Here is a 17,008-nt window from a genome sequence, read left to right on the forward strand (position 1 = left end):
CCGGAGGTGACCCGTCACGTGCGCCCCGTGTCGGGTCCAGGGACCCTCCTCGAGATCACGCCGACGAGTGTCGGTTGGCGCTACCTGTCGTTCCGGGTGCTGTCCCTCGCTCCAGGGGAGGCGGTCGAGGGCGATACAGCCGGGAACGAGAGCGCCATCGTCCCGCTCCGCGGCGCAGGCTGGTTCGCCTTCGGCGGCGAGAAGCATCCCGTCTCCCGGAAGGACGTCTTCACGGAGAAGCCCCACGTCGCCTACCTGCCGCCCGGCACGGCATGGTCGATCGGCGCCGTGACTGCCTTCGAAGTCGCGTTCGGCTCCGCACCGGCGTCGGGGCTCTATCCGGCTCGCCTCTATGCGCCCGCCGACCTGCCGAGCTTCGTCCGCGGTGGCGCCAACGTCAGCCGCGGGGTGACCTGCACGGTGGATCCGACGTTCCCGTCGGAACGGCTCATCGCCTACGAGATCCTGACCCCGAGCGGCAACTGGTCGAGCTTCCCGCCTCACAGGCACGATGGGCGGTCCGGCACCAGTTACCACGAGGAGTCGTACTACTACCGCCTGTCCGTGACGGACGGGTTCGCGATCCAGCGTCTGTATACCCGCGACACCGATCTCGACGTCTCGATCACCGTGGCAGACGGGGACTTGGTGCTGGTCCACGAGGGCTACCACACCGTGGTGGCCGCACCGGGCACCAACGCCTACTACCTCAATTTCCTCGCGGGTGACACGAAACCGGTGACCCAGCTCAACGACCCGGCTTACGCGTGGATCACCGATGACTGGGCTGGGCGGCCGATCCCAATCCCGCTCGAGCCCACGTCCTGACCGCGTCGCCGATCGTCAGAGCCGGGTCGCGTCCGGCAGCGATGCACGCCCCCGGCTGCGGAGGGTCTCGAGGCTGGCATCGAAGAACTGCACCATCCGGGCACGTTCGTCCGAGTCTGCCACCGCGGCCAGCTCGGCGACCCAGGTCCGCGCGCCGATGATGATCTGCTCAACGCCCGCCGCGTCTTCCATCGACGGGACGAGAGGTCGATCCCGCACCTCCACATAGACGGGCGAGGTGTGCGCGGCCATGGCGGTCGCGAACGCCGAGCTGATCTCATTCCCGCTGCGTGACCGGGCCGCGATCCAGGCTCCGGCCGCGACCTCGACCGTTTCGTGGAGGCCGAGCTCGGTCGATCCTGCCGCCGCGCTGGTGGCCGCTACAACACGGCCGTTCACGACCAGCTCCAGGACCGTGATCACGGGCTGGGCGGCGCGCGCCTGTGCCGTGACCTCGAGGCGACCACCCGACCGGACGCGGATCACATCCCCCGGCTCGTGTCCCTCCACCGCGATCTCCAGGATCGGGCCGGACGTGACGAAGGTCCGACCAGCCCGGACGGCAGCCGCCCAGGCGTCGAACGTGAGCGGCTCGTCGGTGAGCAGGTGACCGTACGTCCGGACGGCACCGATCGGGACCTCGGCCGACATCTTGTCCGTCCCGGCCACGATCGGCAGACGGTAGCCGAGGTTGAGGAAGCGGTACCACTCAAGCACGGACGGATCGTCCAGGCCCGGTGCCAGCGCCTGGGTCTCGAGGGCGTCGATCTTGCCTGCCACGATGTCGGCCGCGATCTCGGCGTATGGCAACGGAAAATGAGCGGCCACGACAAGCCCGCCGGCGGCCCGGCAGCGATCGGCCCAGTCGGCGAGGAGGACGCTCAACGCCCCGGCCATCCGACCCTCGGGCGGGCCCGCGCTGGCGAACGGCTGGACGGGCCGGTGGGCACCGAGCAGCGCCAGGTGGCCCAGCACGTTCTGGCGGTTTTCGGTTCCGACCACGACGATGCGGCGACCCGCAGGATCGGCCATCGAGCCCCACGGCAGGTCCGTGACGTTCGTGAACAGGTCGCCCCACTGGGCAGCCAGCAGATTCACGAGGTCGACGTCCTCCGCCGCCGCCTGGAGTAGTGCGGTCGATGGGGCGAGGAAATGGACGTGCGTGTCGGCGGTGACCCATCGCCCGGCGTGGAGGTCGATCGTCCGGTCGAGTGGAAGCTCCAGCCGGCCCATCGTCGGATCGACTTCGAGTCGGGCGTGATGCGGCGCGCGGTCGAATCCTCCAACGACCTCGACCTCTACCGCGCCGACCGGCAGCTCGATCGCGAACCGGCCGGGGACGTAAGCATACGTGGACGATCCCAGGATCAGGTCCCCGCCGGTGTCTTCGTAGAACGCCGGGTTGACCTCGTCGCGGTGGCCGACCGGTGGCAGGTAGCGACCATCGGCGGCGGTGAAGCGGACCCGGGCGGGCACGCGTTCGCCAGTGGTCCGATCGACGATCTCCACCTCGACCGGCACGCATGGTGCGGGCAGGACCTCGATCGAGCGCCGGCCGGCAGGGTCGAGCGGCGGGACCCCGGCCAGCAGCTCGCGCCCGGACACACTCCAGCCATCGAGGTCGACCAGGGCGTCGGGCGCGATCGCCAGGTCGACGATGCTGGCGCCCGACGGGGTGCGGTCGGGGTTGGCGCGCGACGTTCCCCAACCCACGATGACGTTCGCGTTCGTCGGCGATGAAGGGGCGACCGGCGCCTGACGCAAGCGGATGATGGTGCCGAGGTCGACCTCCGGGGGGCGTCCGGCCAGACCGTCGACACGCACCGCGAACCGCGGCCCGCGCGCCAGCGGATTGCTCGATCCGCGGAACAGCGTCACGGCGGCCACGATCACGTCGCTCCCCGGGCGACCCGCCGCGAGCGGCCCGAGATGCAGGGCGACCGGCTCGGCGCCCGCCTCCAGCTCGATCGCGTGGAGCCAAAGCAGCGCATCGTCGGTCGGGCTCGGAACGAAGTCGGACATACCGGTCTGGTTCGCCCCGTAAGTCCCGGGCATGATCGTCAGCGACCCCGAGTGGCCGGCCGCCGCGTAACGCCCGGGTACCTGGACCGCATGGGGACCGCGCCAGTCGACGACCTCATTGGCGAGGTGGCTGATCGCCGCGAACGCGGTCGACCCCCAGCCGAGGATCCCGTCGTTGATCTCGAACCGACGCCTGATCGTCCGGCTCGTCCTCCGCCCCGACCGGTCCACCACGGTGTACCGGGCGAGCGGCTCGCCGACCGGGACGACATGACCCACCGCGAGCTCGTCCGGGCGGCTGCCGGTATCGTCGCGCCACGCGTCGCACAGATGGGCGACGACGACGTGGCTGGCCACTCCGCTATCGCCCAGGTCGATCGTCGTCGGCGCGTCGACCAGGATCCAGCGCTGCGCGGTCGAGCCGGGCCCGAGGTCGAACGGAAGTCCGTGGAACACCTGCCGCCCGACAGGCAGACGTGGTAGGGCCGCCGCGTACTGGGCATGGAATCGGAGGGCGACCTGATGGTCGGTCGCGTTCCTCACTGGATCGAGATCGACCGGTCTCGCGAGCGGGCTCGAACGCCCCATCAGAGTGGTCTCGAAGCGGGATTTGGTCTCCGTATTGACGACGCCATGGACCGGACGCTAACATCGTACAAACGGTTGCACAAGAGGCTGCGAGATGTCCGGTCGAACCCCCGCCGCCCGACCATCGTGACCCCGATCGACATACCGGGGCCCCGGGCCACTCGGGCCAGGGGACTGGGACATGGCTGAGTCGACTCCCGCGATCGAACTGCGCGACGTGACCAAACGCTACGGCGACGCAGTGGCCCTCAGGGGCGTGTCACTCGAGATCCAGCAGGGCGAGTTCTTCTGCCTGCTCGGGCCGTCCGGCTGCGGCAAGACCACCACCCTCAATCTCATCGGCGGGTTCATTCCCCTCTCGTCCGGCGAACTCCGGATCGAGGGCCGCACCGTCAACGACTTGCCACCCCACAAGCGCAACGTCAATACCGTCTTCCAGAACTACGCCCTGTTTCCCCACATGACCGTTGCCCAGAACGTCGCCTTCGGTCTGCGGATGGAGAAACTGTCGAGCGCCGAGGTCACCAGGCGGACCGCCGAATACCTCGAACTCGTCGGGCTCACCGGCCTCACTCGCCGGCTGCCAGCCGAGCTGTCAGGCGGGCAGCAGCAGCGGGTGGCCCTGGCCCGTGCCCTCGCCAAGCGACCGGCCGTGCTCCTGCTCGACGAGCCACTCGGGGCGCTCGATCTCAAGCTCCGCAAGCAGATGCAGACGGAGCTCTCGCGCATCCACCGACAGGTCGGCACCACGTTCGTCTTCGTGACTCACGATCAGGAAGAAGCCCTCTCGATGGCGACCCGGATCGCGATCATGTCGGGCGGTCGAGTGATCCAGATCGGCACGCCGAGGGAGGTCTACGACCACCCCGCCGACCGGTTCGTGGCGGATTTCGTGGGCGAGACGAATTTCCTTCCGGGAACGGTCACGACCGAGTCCGGGCGACCCTTCTTCCAGCTCACGGGCGGCGGCCGAGTCGCGGCACCGACCGGTTCAGCCGAGGGGCCGGGAACGCTGATGGTCCGTCCCGAGTTCGCGTCGCTGCGACCGGTGGGCGAACCCGCCGCGGATCCCGGGATCACCGGGCGGATCGTCAACACGGCCTTCCTCGGCAACCACACCCGGATCACGCTCAGTACGTCTGCCGGCGACATCGTGACGGTCCGCCCGCACGGAACGAGTCTCAGGTCAACCCGCCTGGTTGAGGAATTGGGGGAGGAGGTGTGCGTATGGTGGCCCGCCGGCGACGCCGCACTGATCCACGACTGAGCAGGTCGGACTGAGCAGGTCGAACTGAGCAGGTCGAAGGGAAGCACGAGCGAGAGGAGCGTGGAATGAGTGATCCGATGAGGGAATACAGCCGACGGCAGTTCCTCAAGGCGACCGCAGCAGCTGGTGTCGCCGTGGGGCTCGGCGGCGTTGTGGCCGCCTGTTCGACGGCAGCCACGACGGCGGCGCCGACCGCTGCCGCGCCGGCCAGCGCAGCGCCGCCGAGCGTCGCGGCGGTGTCGGCGGCACCCAGCGTGGCGCCAACCGGCACGTTCAACTGGATGACCTGGAGCGATCACTGGTATCAGGCCCAGATGGACGTCCTCGCCACCAACAACAAGATCAAGTCGAGCATCACCAGCTTCAGCGACAACATCGATGCCTACACCAAGGTCAAGCAGGTGGGTGGGCAGATCGACATGGTGTCGGGCGACGCGCTGTGGGTCCCCCACTACTTCGAATCGGGCCTCATCGAGGCCTGGGACATCAACCAGCTCAAGGTCGCCAAGCAGCTCTACTCGGTCGCCCGGTCATTCCCCATCTGGACGAAGCCAGCAGGCTATCTCGGCTACCCGTTCGGGTGGTCGCCGGTCCAGATCTACTACGACCCGGCGCACGTAACACCGGCCCCCAACTCGTGGGATGTCCTGCTCGACCCGAAGTACAAGAAGCGCGTGGTCGTCGAGGATCAGCCGGTCGAGATCATGGCCTACATGGGCAAGTTGGCCGGGGTCAAGGACCCGTACAACATGACCCCCGCCGAGATCGCTCAGGCGAAGGCGCTGCTCATCCAGCTCAAGCCGAACATCCTTCGCCTCGCCCCTCAGAACACCGACACGATCGCCGCGCTCAAGAACGGAGAGGCCTGGATCGCCACCGGCAACCTCGGCACGGAAACTCGGGTCAAGGACCAGGGCGGTCCGCAGCTGAATGTCTTCACGCCCAAGGAGGGGACGATCGGCTGGATGGACTCCGAGATGATCGTCAAGGGCGGCGCGAACCAGAACCTCATCATGCCGTTCCTGGAGCTAGCCGAGCAGGCCGAGTACATCGCCGCGAACTTCATGATCAATCAGCGGCCGCTGTTCAACGAGGCCGCTTACAAGATCCTGATCAACCAGGGCCAGAAGGCTCTGGCGGATCGCTTCCTCTACAACAAGCCGGAAACGGTCCTCACCATGACCCTCAAGGGCCCGGGTTCTTCCACGCAGGGCGTCATCGCCGCCTTCAACGAGGTCTTCGGCGCCTAGTCGTCGGACTGGCACAACTCATCAACCATGACCGCAGAAACCCGCAGCGGAGCCGGCCCGGCTCCGCTGGCGGGATCCTCCCGTGGCTTACGGGCGCGATTCGGACGGGCTGCCCCGTTCCTGCCGGGCCTGTTCGTGCTGGTCTTCCTGTTCCTGACCCCGATGGTCATCATGTTCGTGTTCAGCTTCTGGCGCACGGACTCCGACTTCAACATGGTCCCCGACTGGAATCTGAACAACTACCTTAGGTTCTTCGAGGTCCCCACCTACCTGCGGACGTTCGCCAAGACCCTGATCATGGCCACTATGGTGACCACCGCCGGCCTGGCCATCGCCCTGCCGTTCGCGTACTTCCTCGTGCGCTATGTCAGTCGCCGCATGCAGCGGGCGATCCTTCTGGCGGTGATCGTGCCGTTCTGGACCAGCTACCTGCTCCGGGTGTACGCCTGGCAGGCCATCCTGGGCGAGCACGGCGCGCTCAACCAGCTGCTCATGGGCATCGGCCTGATCAAGCAGCCCTCGGAGCTCCTCGTCTATAACGACCCGGGCGTCTTCCTGGTGCTGGTCTACGTCTACTTCCCGTTCGCGGTGCTCGCCCTGTACGCGGCACTCGAGAAGTTCGATTTCACCCAGCTCCATGCGGCGCAGGACCTAGGCGCCCGCCCGGACCAGGCGTTCCGGCACATCCTGTTGCCCCAGATCCGGCCGGGGATCATCACCGCCTGCATCTTCGTCTTCATCCCCATCCTCGGCGAGTTCCTCACCCCGACGCTGATCGGTGGCGCCCAGAGCAGCCTGATCGCGAACCTGGTGGTGAACTTCTTCCGAGGCGCCCAGTTCCCGGAAGGAGCCGCCCTGGCGATCGTCATCGCAGGCTTCGTGACCGTGGTGATGATCATCTTCCGGAAGTCGCTGCGGGTCGAGGATGTCGTGGCTCGTGGCTAAGGGGATCAGCCCACTCGAGACGATGCCGGTCAGCCCGGTTGCCCGTCAGACCCGCGGCTGCCTGACCCTCCTGGCCGGGGCCGTCCTGGCCTTCCTCTACTTGCCGATCGCGTTCCTCATCCTGTTCTCGTTCGAAAGCGCGGAGACGCCGGGCTTGCCGATCACCGGCCTCACCCTGCGCTGGTACGGGGAGATGCTCCAGGACAGCGCGATTCACACGGCCGTCCTCAACTCCATCGAAGTCGCGGCCATCGTGACTCTCCTGGCCACGATCATCGGGACGATGGCCGCCTTCCCGTTGGTGCGTGGCGGGATCCGCTTCCCCGGTACCGCGCGCCTGCTGTTCACGATGCCGATCATGATCCCGGGCGTGCTGATCGGGATTGGCCTGCTCATCTTCTTCCGGCAGGCGTTGAACCTCCAACTCGGCCTGAACACCGTGATCGCCGGCCATCTCGTCTTCACCACGCCGTTCGTGGTCCTCATCGTGGCCGCCCGGCTGCAGGGATTCGATCGGCGACTCGAGTGGGCCGCGGCCGATCTCGGGGCGAACAATCGGCAGACCCTCCGGCTCATCGTCCTGCCGCTGATCGCGCCGGCGATCATCGCCGGAGCCCTCCTCAGCGTCACTCTCTCGATCGACGAGTTCGTGATCACGTTCTTCACGATTGGGCCGCAGTTGACCCTGCCGCTCTACATCTACACCCAGATCAAGTTCGGGGTCACCCCGGAGGTCAACGCGGTCGCGACTGTGATCCTGGTCGCGACGCTGGGGGCGTTCGCCGTCGGCTCGCTCCTGCTGAGCGGAACCCGCCGGCTCCGGCGCCGGGCGGCCGAATGAGCGGCAGCCGTTGAGCGGGTTGCTCGGAGCACGCTCGGGCCCGGATGCCTCACTGAGGGTGGGATTCCAGGTCTGGGGACAGGCCGCTTCGTGGCACGACCTCATGGCGGCCGGCGAGCGGATTGAGACGCTCGGGTTCGCCAGCCTCTTCGCCAACGATCACCTGATGCCGATCCTCGGCGACGCCGACGGGCCGATCCTCGGCGCACAGGGGCCGGTGTTCGAGGGTTGGATGACCCTTGGCGCCTGGGCGGCACGGACGAAGCGGGTACCTCTGGGCGTGATGGTCTGCGGCGTGGGCTACCGCAACGTGGGCCTCACGGTGAAGATGGCGACGGCGCTCGACCACGCCAGCGACGGCCGGGCAATGCTTGGCTTGGGAGCCGGTTGGCACGAGCCCGAACATCGGGCGTTCGGCTACGAGATGCTTTCGCTGGGCGATCGAATCAGCCGGCTGGACGAAGCGAGCAGGGTAGCCCGCGGGATGCTCAACGGCGAATCCGTCACGTACGACGGCCGCTGGGTGAGCGGCCACGACTTGCGCAACGACCCGCCCCCGGTCCAGGCTCGGATGCCCCTCCTGATCGGGGGCAGCGGCGAGAAGCGAACCCTCCGAATCGTGGCCCGCGACGCGGACATCTGGAACGGCGAGGGCGATCCGGCGACCTACGCCCACAAGAGCGCGGTACTGGACCAGCATTGCACCGAGATCGGCCGCGATCCAGGCACGATCCGGCGGACGGTTGGGATTCAGCCGATCTGCATCCGGGAGACGCGGGCGGCTGCCGTCGAGGCGTTGACCGCGATCCTCGCCAGGCAGGGCGGCAGCGCCGATCGGGCCAGGGCGTGGGCGGGGCGCTCGCCGCTGGCGGACACCCAGGACAGCGTGATCCGACTCCTTCGAGCCTGGCACGCCGCCGGGGCCGAGGAGGCGATCGTCGATCTGCCCACGCCGCTCGACGACGAGACGATCGAACGCCTGGCCGGGCCCGTCCGGGAACGTCTGGCGTGATCGGCCCCGCCACCCGACCCAGTGGAGGTTCAATCTGATGGGAGGTTCAACCTGATGCGCGCTGCGGTCTTCGAAGGTCAGGGCCGGCTCGTCATCCGTGACGTTCCCGATCCGCTGCCCGGGCCGGATGAGGTCCTGATCGAGGTCGAGGCCTGCGGCGTCTGCGGGTCCGACGTGCAGATCATCAATGTCCCACCCGGCCATCCGTCCACCCCACCGGTGATCATCGGCCACGAGTTCGTGGGCTGGATCCGGGCGGCAGGCTCGGCCGTCGGCGATCCGGCGATCGGCGCACGTGTCGTCGTGGATCCTGATCCCAAGTGCGGGGAGTGCCTGCCCTGCCGTTCCGGGCGACCGGCGAACTGCATGAACATCGTCGCCCTCGGGGTCCATCGCGACGGGGCCCTGGCGAGGTACGTCACCACGCCGGCCAACACCGTGTATCCGATCTCGGCGGACGTTCGGACCGAGCTGGCCGCCCTCGTTGAGCCGCTCGCCTGCGTCGTGAACGGAACAATCCGCGCGGCCCTCCGGCCGGGCGAGACGGTCGTCGTGTTCGGGGCCGGTGCCATCGGCTGCCTGTTCATCGCCGTCCTGCGCGCGTCGGGCGCGAGCCGGATCGTGGCGGTCGAGCCCAGCGTCCATCGGGCGCCGGTCGCGCGCGCCGTGGGAGCAGACGTGGTGGTGACCCCGGACGAGTGGGCGGCCCAGCGCCTGGAGCTCATGCCGGGCGGCGCCGACGTGGTCGTGGACGCCGTCGGCAGCGTGCTGCCGCAGGCGATCGAGGCGGCCGCGGTGGGTGCGCGGGTCGTGATCTTCGGGATGAACGGGAACGCCCGCCCCGCGGTCCACCAGGTGGAGATCGTCGAGAAGGGCCTGTCCATCCTGGGTTCGTACATCTCCAACTTCACGTTCCCGGCCGCGATCCGGCTGGTGGAGAGTGGCCAGCTCAACCTGGCGCCCATGATCAGCGCGACGATCCCGCTCGACGAGACGGTGGCCGGGATCGCCCGGATCCGCTCGGGCGAGGCCGTGAAAATCGTGATCAAGCCCTGAGGGATTCGCCAGTCGCGACCGGCCGGGCCCGATCGCCCATTCCCGGAGGAATCTGATGCCCAGCAGCCCCTTTCGCGTCGCCAGCGCCCCCGTCTCCTTTGGCGTCGACGAGATTCTTGTCGGCGACGCCTGGATGCCCGCCCCGGACGACATGCTCGACTGGATGGTCGACATCGGGTTCGAGGGTACCGAGCTGGGATCGCCCGGCTTCATGGGCGATGCCGCCCAGGTCCAACAGCGCCTGACGAGTCGCAACCTGGAGCTCGTCGGCGCGTTCCTGCCCCAGCATTTCAGCCGGGCCGAGAAGGCCGAGGAGGATCGCACCCGGCTGCGGGGCGCCCTCCGGCTGCTGGTGGACGGTTCACCGGCCGGGTCTCACCCGTTTGCGGTCCTGTCCGATCACTTCGACGAACCCGACCGACGGGCATTCTCGGGCCGCATCCAGGACCACCCCGAAACGTGGCTCTCGGAGGCGCGGTTCCAGACGCTCATCGACAACCTCCACCGCGCCTCGGAGATGTGCCGCGCGGAAGGGTTCGAGCCGGTGCTCCATCCTCACGCCGGAACGTATATCGAGACGGTGGACGAGATCGCCCGGGTGATGGACCGCATCGATCCGTCGCTGGTCGGGCTGTGCCTGGACACCGGCCACTTCCGGTTCGGCGGCGCCGATCCCACCCAGGCAGTCCACGACTACCACGAGCTGATCCGGCACGTCCACATCAAGGACTGCCGGATCGCGGTGATGGATGGCGTCAAGGCGGAGGGCAAGGGTCTCGAGGAGGCCCTCGGCCGGGGCGTCTTCTGCCAGCTGGGCCTGGGCGACTCGCGGATCGATGCGGTCATCGCAGCCCTCCAGTCATATGGCTACACGGGCTGGCTCGTGATCGAGCAGGACCAGGCTCTCCGGTCATCCGACACGCCCGAGTCGGTCGTTGCGGTCCAGCGGGCCAATCGCGAGTACCTGCGCCGCCTCGGGATCTGATCCCGGGGACGGCGTTCAGCGGCTGGCAGGGGGCTGTGACAGCAGGTCGCGATACTCCCGGAGATACGACGCCGTGGCCTCGACCACGCGGTCCACGTCCTCTTCGGTGTGGGCGCCCGTGAGGAAACCCCGGATCATGTAGTGCGGGTGGATGTAGATCCCCCGCTGCAGCAGCCAGTTGCGATAGCCACGCTGGACCGGATGGTCCTTGTCCATCGCGAAGCGGGCGAAATCCCGGAAGCGGAGGATCGGCTGGTCCGTGAAATAAATCGTCCAGACACCCGCGATCTCGCGGACTTGCGCCCGGGCGCCGGTCTCATCGATGGCCACCTGGATGCCCGAGGTGAGGCGATCGCCAAGCCGGCGCAGGTGGTCGTGGATCGATCCTTCGAGCACGATGCGGGTGACTTCGAGCGCGACGGCGCAGTTGAGTGTCTGGCCGGCGAACGTGCCGGCGAAGAGCACGTCACCCTTCGGGCTGAGGTGGTCCATCACCTCCGCCCGGCCGGCGAGGACGGAGATCGGGAAGCCGTTGCCCAGCGCCTTGCCCATCGTCGTGAGGTCCGGCGTCACCCCGTATCGAGCCTGGGCGCCGCCGACGCCGTGGCGGAAGCCCGTGATCACCTCGTCGAAGATGAGGAGCGTGCCGGACGCCGTGCATGCCTCGCGCAAGGCTTCGAGGAAGCCGGGTTCGGGCAGGACGGCGCCGGCGTTGTGGAACACGGGTTCGACGATGACCGCGGCGATCGTGTCGCCCTCCCGGGCGAGCAACTCCCGAACGCCGGTCGCGTCGTTGTATTCCCGGACCTCGACGAGGTCGCGAACCGCTGCCGGGATCCCGGCGGACGCGGCGAGGGGCGTCGGCACGCCACCGCCCTCGGCGGTCGCGAAATGGTGGCTCCACGCGACGTAGTCGTGCCAGCCGTGGTAATTACCCTCGAACTTGAGGATCCGCTCGCGGCCCGTGAAGCCGCGCGCGAGGCGGATCGCGTGATACGTCGCCTCGGTGCCGGTGCAGTTGAACACGACGCGCTCAGCGGACGGGATCATCTGGACGAGCCGCTCGGCCAGCTCCACCTCGAGCGGGTTGGCGGTCGAGAACGACACGCCGTGCTCCTCCATGGCCCGGTGGACGGCTGCGTTGATCCGCGCGTCGTTATGGCCCAGCAGGACCGCCCCGAACGACGAGTGGAAGTCGACATATTCGTTGCCGTCGACATCCCAGATCCGCGAACCCTGCGCCCGGACCATAAACAACGGGTATGGGGTCGCACCCCGCCCCTCGCCCTGGACCCCGCCCGGCGACACGGCGTTTGCTCGTGCGAACAGCTTCTGCGACTCCGTCGTCGGAACCGGCCACCCGGCGTCAGCGCCCGGTACGGCAGATTTCCCGCTCCGCTTCAGGTCCGCGGTCGTCACCATCTCTCCCTTCTCGCTATCCGATGCCGGCCGGCAGGACAACCGGTGTCCGGGCTCCGCTCGCAGCCGAGGCGTACAACGCATCGATAACGGCGCTATCCCGGACGCCATCCCTGAAATCGGCGGTTCCAGGCCGTCCTTCCGCGATGGCGCTCAGGAACTCGGCCCACATCGCACACTCCTGGCCGAGCCAGCCGATCGACGTGCCGTCGGTCCCCGCGATGAGCAGCTCTGCGGCGCCCGGGTGGCCCGGGTTCACGAGCACCCGCCGGAACCCGAACGTGAATGGGTCGCCGGGCAGGCACACTCGGAATTCGTCGGGTCGCTCCAGGTCCCAATCGGCCGACCCACGCGACCCGTAGATCTCGATCTGCAACGACACACGCTTGCCGATCGCGACGCGGCTCGTCTCCAGCACCCCGTACGCCCCGCCCTCGAAGGTGACGAGCGCGGCGGCCGCATCCTCGACGTCGACAGGACCGGTCTCGCGCCTCGACGCGCCTGCAGATTCGCCGCCGCGGTTGCCCACGGCATCGGCTCCGGGCAGGGCGCGCACCGGGATGAACGTCGCTGCCAACGCCTGGACTGACTCGATCTCGCCGACCAAAAAGCGGGCGCAATCGACCAGGTGATAGCCCGTGTCGATGGCGATCCCGCCACCGGCGAGGGCCCTCCGGAACCGCCACAGGAGCGGGACGTCCGGGTCGGCACCATAGTCGAGCATGAACGAGGCCCGGATGCTGCGGATCGCGCCCAACTCACCGTCGTGGATGAGCCTGGCAATCGCTCGCACGGCGGGCGACCAACGGTACCCGGCGGCGAGACCGTGGAACACGCCCGCGGCCTGACACGCGCGGAGCATCGTGGCGGCATCTTCCGCCGATTCGCCGAGCGGCTTCTCGCAGACCACATGCTTGCCCGCTGCCGCCGCAGCCAGGACGACCTCCCGGTTGAGAGCCGGGGGCAGGCAGGCGACCACGAGATCGACGTCCGCAGCGGCGGCGGCGGCCCGCCAGTCCTGCGCGACCCGTTCGTAGTCGTAGTGGTCGGCGATCCCGGTCGCGAGTGTCCGATTGATGTCGGCCACGGCGACGAGGCGCGGGCGAAGGGCGAGCCCCGGGTAGAGGTGGGGAAGATTCACCAGGGCCGCACTGTGTGCGCGCGCCATCGTGCCCGCGCCGACCATCCCTATCCGTAGCTCGGACATCACGGCTCCATTCGCGGCTCCGCCCAGCGGCGGGCACCGAGCCTATCACCGTGTTGGAACGATTGCACGGGCCTTTCCCGGCGAGTCCGGAGAGAGCGCGTCAGCCGATAAGCGGCAGGATGAACGCGGCGGCTTCCTTCACGCCCTCGACGGCGGGCTGGTACGGATCCTCGTTCTCGATCGAGAGCGGGCCGTCGTACCCGACCGACCGCAGGGCGGCGATGAAGGACACCCACCAGGCGCGGTCGTGGACGCGGCCCACAGTCCGGAAGACCCACGCCCGGTCGCGCGCATCGTCGAAGGGCGTCGTGTCGAGGACACCGGCGAGCACCACGCGATCGGCCTGCAGCCCGGTGTCCTTGAGGTGCACGTGCTGGATCGCCGGCCCGAGCGCCGCGATCACCGCCAACGGGTCCATCTGCTGCCAGAACAGGTGCGACGGATCCAGGTTCGCGCCGACCACCGGCCCGACCGCAGCGCGCATACGCAGGAGCGTGGGTACGTTGAAGACGAGATGGAGCGGATGGAGCTCGAAGGCGATCTGCCGCACGCCGTTGGCCGTGGCGTGGGCGGCCATCTCCTGCCAGAACGGGATGGCGACCTCCCACTGGCGTGCCAGAAGGGCCATCGCGTCGGCGGGCCATGGATAGAAGACCCAGTCCACCGTCGAAGCGCCGGGGCCGTCCCCGGGTGTGCCGGACATCGAGACCACCGTCTCGACCCCGAGTTCGCCGGCCAGCCGGATCGTGTCGCGGACGATCGCCTCCTGTGCGTGCCCGTGGACAGGATGGAGCGGCCAGGCCGAACAGTTGAGCGCCGCGATGCGGAGCCCCCGCGTCGCGAACGCGTCGGCGAAGGCGATGCGCTTGCGCCGATCGCCGAGCAGCTCGCCGAGGCGCAGGTGGGGCGCCGACGACTGCCCGCCGCCAGCGATCTCGATCGAGCGGCAGCCGATCGCGGCGGCGAGGTCGAGGGCCGCCGCGAACGAGAGGTCCGGTACCGAATCGGTGTACAGGCACAGATCCATGGTCACGCCGCGCTCACGACCGGATATCGGGGTTGGGCAGAACCACGTCGCTCACCTGGTGGAGCAGCTCGTGGTACGACGACCGTCCGGGCGAGCGGACTGAGTGTCATGACGTCCATGGACGGTCCCCTGTCGGGCGGGTTGCAGCCTGTCGTCACGGGACTGAGGCCCACCCATGGTATCGACAGCGGTCGTCAGGTTCCCGCGTCTCAGGGTCCGATACACGCGTAGAGGTAGCGGTGACCGACGATGCCCGGCGTCTCGATGTCGAACCGATACGTGGCCGACGGCAGGATGCCCGGCGGAGCCATCGCGAAGAGGACCGTCCCGCCGGATCCCGCGCTGGGCACCGTGTAGCGCCGGCCCTGGGTCATGCCGCTCAGCAGGACGGCGAGGGACGGCACCCGACTCAAGGCAAGTCCGGCTTGGTCGAGGACGGCTGCGATCACGTGCGCCCGGGGGTTCATCCCAGGGAACGTCACGCCGAGGTACGCCACCCGGCCGGCAGGGAGCTGGACCGCGGCGCGATAGCGCGGCACGCCCAGCGCATGACATACCCCACCTGGCTCACCGAGCCTCTCAAGGGGTCGGACCGTGTAGTTCAACCCCTGCTGGAGCACGAGGAGCGGGCCACCAGGTGACCAGGTCGCGCCGGTACCGTGCTGGATCGACGGCTCTTCGGTGGAGACCAGGGCATCCGGAGCGAGCAAGGCAACGACGGTCCATTCGTTGTCGACAAGCGAGACGTACGCTGCAGACCCCGGTGCGCCGGAGGACAAGGATGGCGACGGGCTCGGGGTCGGATCCGGAGTCCGCGTCGCAGATACCGGGGTAGCTCCCTCGGCGACGGGGGCGGCCGTCGTCCGCGCCGTGGGTGAGAGCACGATCGGGGTGTAGCCCCTCCCCCACGGCTGCCAGATGAGCGCCGCCAGCGCGGCCGCGATTGCGAGCGCCACCCCGACGGGTCTGCCCCTGCCACCGGTCCGGAGGCGCTCGAGCGGCTGCTCAATGCCGACGTGACCGACGATCCCCGTCCCGTTGTCGCCCGTCGCGCTCGATGGCGCCATCCTCCGCTCGGCCTCCGCTTCAGGGCCAGGCCGCCTCGCCTCAAACCCTGACGAGTCGTGCGACATCTCGCAATCTTACGTTGAAGGCTGCGAGTCATCGTCGGCGCGGCCGAGACATCTCGTCGAACCTTGCTCGTGGATCGGCATGAGCGACCGTATAGGACCATCCGGGTGCGGGGCGGTAGCGGCCCAGGGTGCCACTGGGACCCGACGACGGCCGCATTGGTGCCGTCAGGGCTCGCCAGAAGACCGTCGATCCTCTGAGATGTAGTTACGCACTCAACCAACATGGCGAAGGCAGCCGGAAGCTCTGCGCCGTGCTCCGGTACCGGAGCGGTCCGAAAGAACGCCGCGAGGAACAGGCGACCGTCGAGGCGGAGCTCCACCTCGACACGCCGTCCGGCCAGACCCCGACCGCCGTGGTGCTGGAGGGCGTTGAAAACGCTGCAGAATCCGGCCGTCCAGAGCGGACCTCGGATTTCGTAAACAGCAGGTCCTCGGTTCAAATCCGAGTGTCGGCTCCACTTGGCGCCTTCTACGCAACATGGCTATGCGCATCGCGGGACAGGTTGGCCGCGCGTAGCATTCTTGCTGCGGTCACCGTGGCATAAGCGCTACGGAGACCACCTCATCCGCGGTGTCCTGTCCCCGGATCAGGGCCGTCGCGTGGATCAGGTCGGTCGTGGATCACGAGGACCACGGAACGTCGGACGCCATGCCCAAGCGCACGGTCACCCACATCCGGCTGCCGCCGCTATCCTGCCGGCGATGGACGAGAACCCTCCGCGCGCCGTTCCCGGTCTCCGGCCGCTCCTCTCCGGCTGGGCTCCGGTCCTCGGCTGGGCGGGGCTGATCTTCGTCCTCTCGGCACAGCCGGACCTGCGCTTCGCGTCGGACCCGGGGCTCGACTTCGTCGTGCGCAAACTCGGCCACATGGGGGTGTTCGGGATCCTCGCCCTGCTCGCCTGGCGGGCCCTGGCGGGGACGACCGCCTGGCGCCGGCCATGGGCCTGGGCGTTCGCGCTCACGGTCCTCTGCGCCGCCAGCGACGAGTTGCACCAGGGGTTCGTGGCCGGTCGCCATCCATCCGCCACCGACGTCGCGATCGACGCCACCGGCGCGCTGCTCGCCCTCGTGGCCGTCGGGCTCATCCGGTCGGGTCGGGGCTGAAAGCGCTCTCGCAAGTGGCCAGATTCTCGTGCCATGAACGCACGGACGGTCCAGCTGGGTCTCGGAGCCACCATGATCGGCCGGCAGCACCTCGGCGCGACTCCGTTCGTGCGTGGATCCGCCCCGCGACCGCATCCGCGGACCGCGACTCCGCTCCGTGAACGCCGACCACCGGACTTTGCGCTCGCAGGACGGGAATGTAGCCACATTGGGGTCGGACGTAGCCTGAGGCAGCCGCAGGCGGCCGCAGGCGGCCGCAGGCGGCCGCAGGCGGCCGCAGGCGGTCGCGGGCTACCAGTGGATGAGGCCGCCGACGAAGAGCGC

14 protein-coding genes are annotated in these 17,008 nt (G+C 68.6%); 9 read left to right on the forward strand and 5 right to left on the reverse strand.

The window, feature by feature from the left end:
• The first annotated feature begins 6 nt into the window (after positions 1-6).
• Positions 7-828, forward strand: coding sequence for a 5-deoxy-glucuronate isomerase (gene iolB / locus IVW53_05450; GenBank protein MBF6605012.1), 822 nt, complete (start codon positions 7-9; stop codon positions 826-828).
• A gap of 15 nt (positions 829-843) precedes the next feature.
• Here iolB and IVW53_05455 read toward each other — a convergent pair whose 3' ends face one another.
• Entirely contained in the window at positions 844-3,393 is a 2,550-nt protein-coding gene (locus IVW53_05455) for a CehA/McbA family metallohydrolase (protein MBF6605013.1), read from the reverse strand.
• Positions 3,394-3,619: 226 nt separating this feature from the next.
• On the opposite strand from IVW53_05455, the gene IVW53_05460 reads away from it, so the two are divergent.
• The 7 genes from IVW53_05460 to IVW53_05490 all read left to right on the forward strand — a co-directional run bounded on the left by IVW53_05460 (position 3,620) and on the right by IVW53_05490 (position 10,794).
• Positions 3,620-4,705 (forward strand): ABC transporter ATP-binding protein, encoded by a 1,086-nt coding sequence (locus IVW53_05460; GenBank protein MBF6605014.1) that lies wholly within the window; start codon positions 3,620-3,622, stop codon positions 4,703-4,705.
• 65 nt (positions 4,706-4,770) lie between these two features.
• Entirely contained in the window at positions 4,771-5,955 is a 1,185-nt protein-coding gene (locus IVW53_05465) for an ABC transporter substrate-binding protein (protein ID MBF6605015.1), read from the forward strand.
• A 27-nt stretch (positions 5,956-5,982) separates the two neighbouring features.
• Positions 5,983-6,900, forward strand: coding sequence for an ABC transporter permease (locus IVW53_05470; protein MBF6605016.1), 918 nt, complete (start codon positions 5,983-5,985; stop codon positions 6,898-6,900).
• A 22-nt stretch (positions 6,901-6,922) separates the two neighbouring features.
• On the forward strand, positions 6,923-7,741 hold the full coding sequence (locus tag IVW53_05475; GenBank protein MBF6605017.1) for an ABC transporter permease: 819 nt from the start codon (positions 6,923-6,925) through the stop codon (positions 7,739-7,741).
• A gap of 58 nt (positions 7,742-7,799) precedes the next feature.
• Positions 7,800-8,753, forward strand: coding sequence for an LLM class flavin-dependent oxidoreductase (locus IVW53_05480; GenBank protein ID MBF6605018.1), 954 nt, complete (start codon positions 7,800-7,802; stop codon positions 8,751-8,753).
• Positions 8,754-8,807: 54 nt separating this feature from the next.
• Positions 8,808-9,809, forward strand: a complete 1,002-nt coding sequence (locus IVW53_05485) for an alcohol dehydrogenase catalytic domain-containing protein (protein MBF6605019.1) — start codon at positions 8,808-8,810, stop codon at positions 9,807-9,809.
• A 55-nt stretch (positions 9,810-9,864) separates the two neighbouring features.
• Positions 9,865-10,794, forward strand: a complete 930-nt coding sequence (locus IVW53_05490; GenBank protein MBF6605020.1) for a TIM barrel protein — start codon at positions 9,865-9,867, stop codon at positions 10,792-10,794.
• 15 nt (positions 10,795-10,809) lie between these two features.
• Here the strand turns inward: IVW53_05490 and IVW53_05495 are convergent, their stop codons facing one another.
• From IVW53_05495 to IVW53_05510, 4 genes are all read right to left on the reverse strand, one after another.
• A complete protein-coding gene (locus IVW53_05495) occupies positions 10,810-12,216 on the reverse strand; it encodes an aspartate aminotransferase family protein (protein MBF6605021.1) in 1,407 nt (468 codons plus the stop codon).
• A 13-nt stretch (positions 12,217-12,229) separates the two neighbouring features.
• Entirely contained in the window at positions 12,230-13,381 is a 1,152-nt protein-coding gene (locus tag IVW53_05500) for a Gfo/Idh/MocA family oxidoreductase (GenBank protein ID MBF6605022.1), read from the reverse strand.
• Positions 13,382-13,520: 139 nt separating this feature from the next.
• The gene (locus IVW53_05505; GenBank protein ID MBF6605023.1) at positions 13,521-14,447 is read right to left on the reverse strand and encodes a sugar phosphate isomerase/epimerase; all 927 of its coding nucleotides are present in this window, start codon (positions 14,445-14,447) and stop codon (positions 13,521-13,523) included.
• A 209-nt stretch (positions 14,448-14,656) separates the two neighbouring features.
• A complete protein-coding gene (locus IVW53_05510) occupies positions 14,657-15,514 on the reverse strand; it encodes a hypothetical protein (GenBank protein MBF6605024.1) in 858 nt (285 codons plus the stop codon).
• A gap of 768 nt (positions 15,515-16,282) precedes the next feature.
• Between IVW53_05510 and IVW53_05515 the strand changes: the two genes are divergently transcribed.
• On the forward strand, positions 16,283-16,684 hold the full coding sequence (locus tag IVW53_05515; protein MBF6605025.1) for a VanZ family protein: 402 nt from the start codon (positions 16,283-16,285) through the stop codon (positions 16,682-16,684).
• Positions 16,685-17,008: the final 324 nt, after the last annotated feature.

Source organism: Chloroflexota bacterium, assembly GCA_015478725.1.
Classification (GTDB): domain Bacteria; phylum Chloroflexota; class Limnocylindria; order Limnocylindrales; family CSP1-4; genus C-114.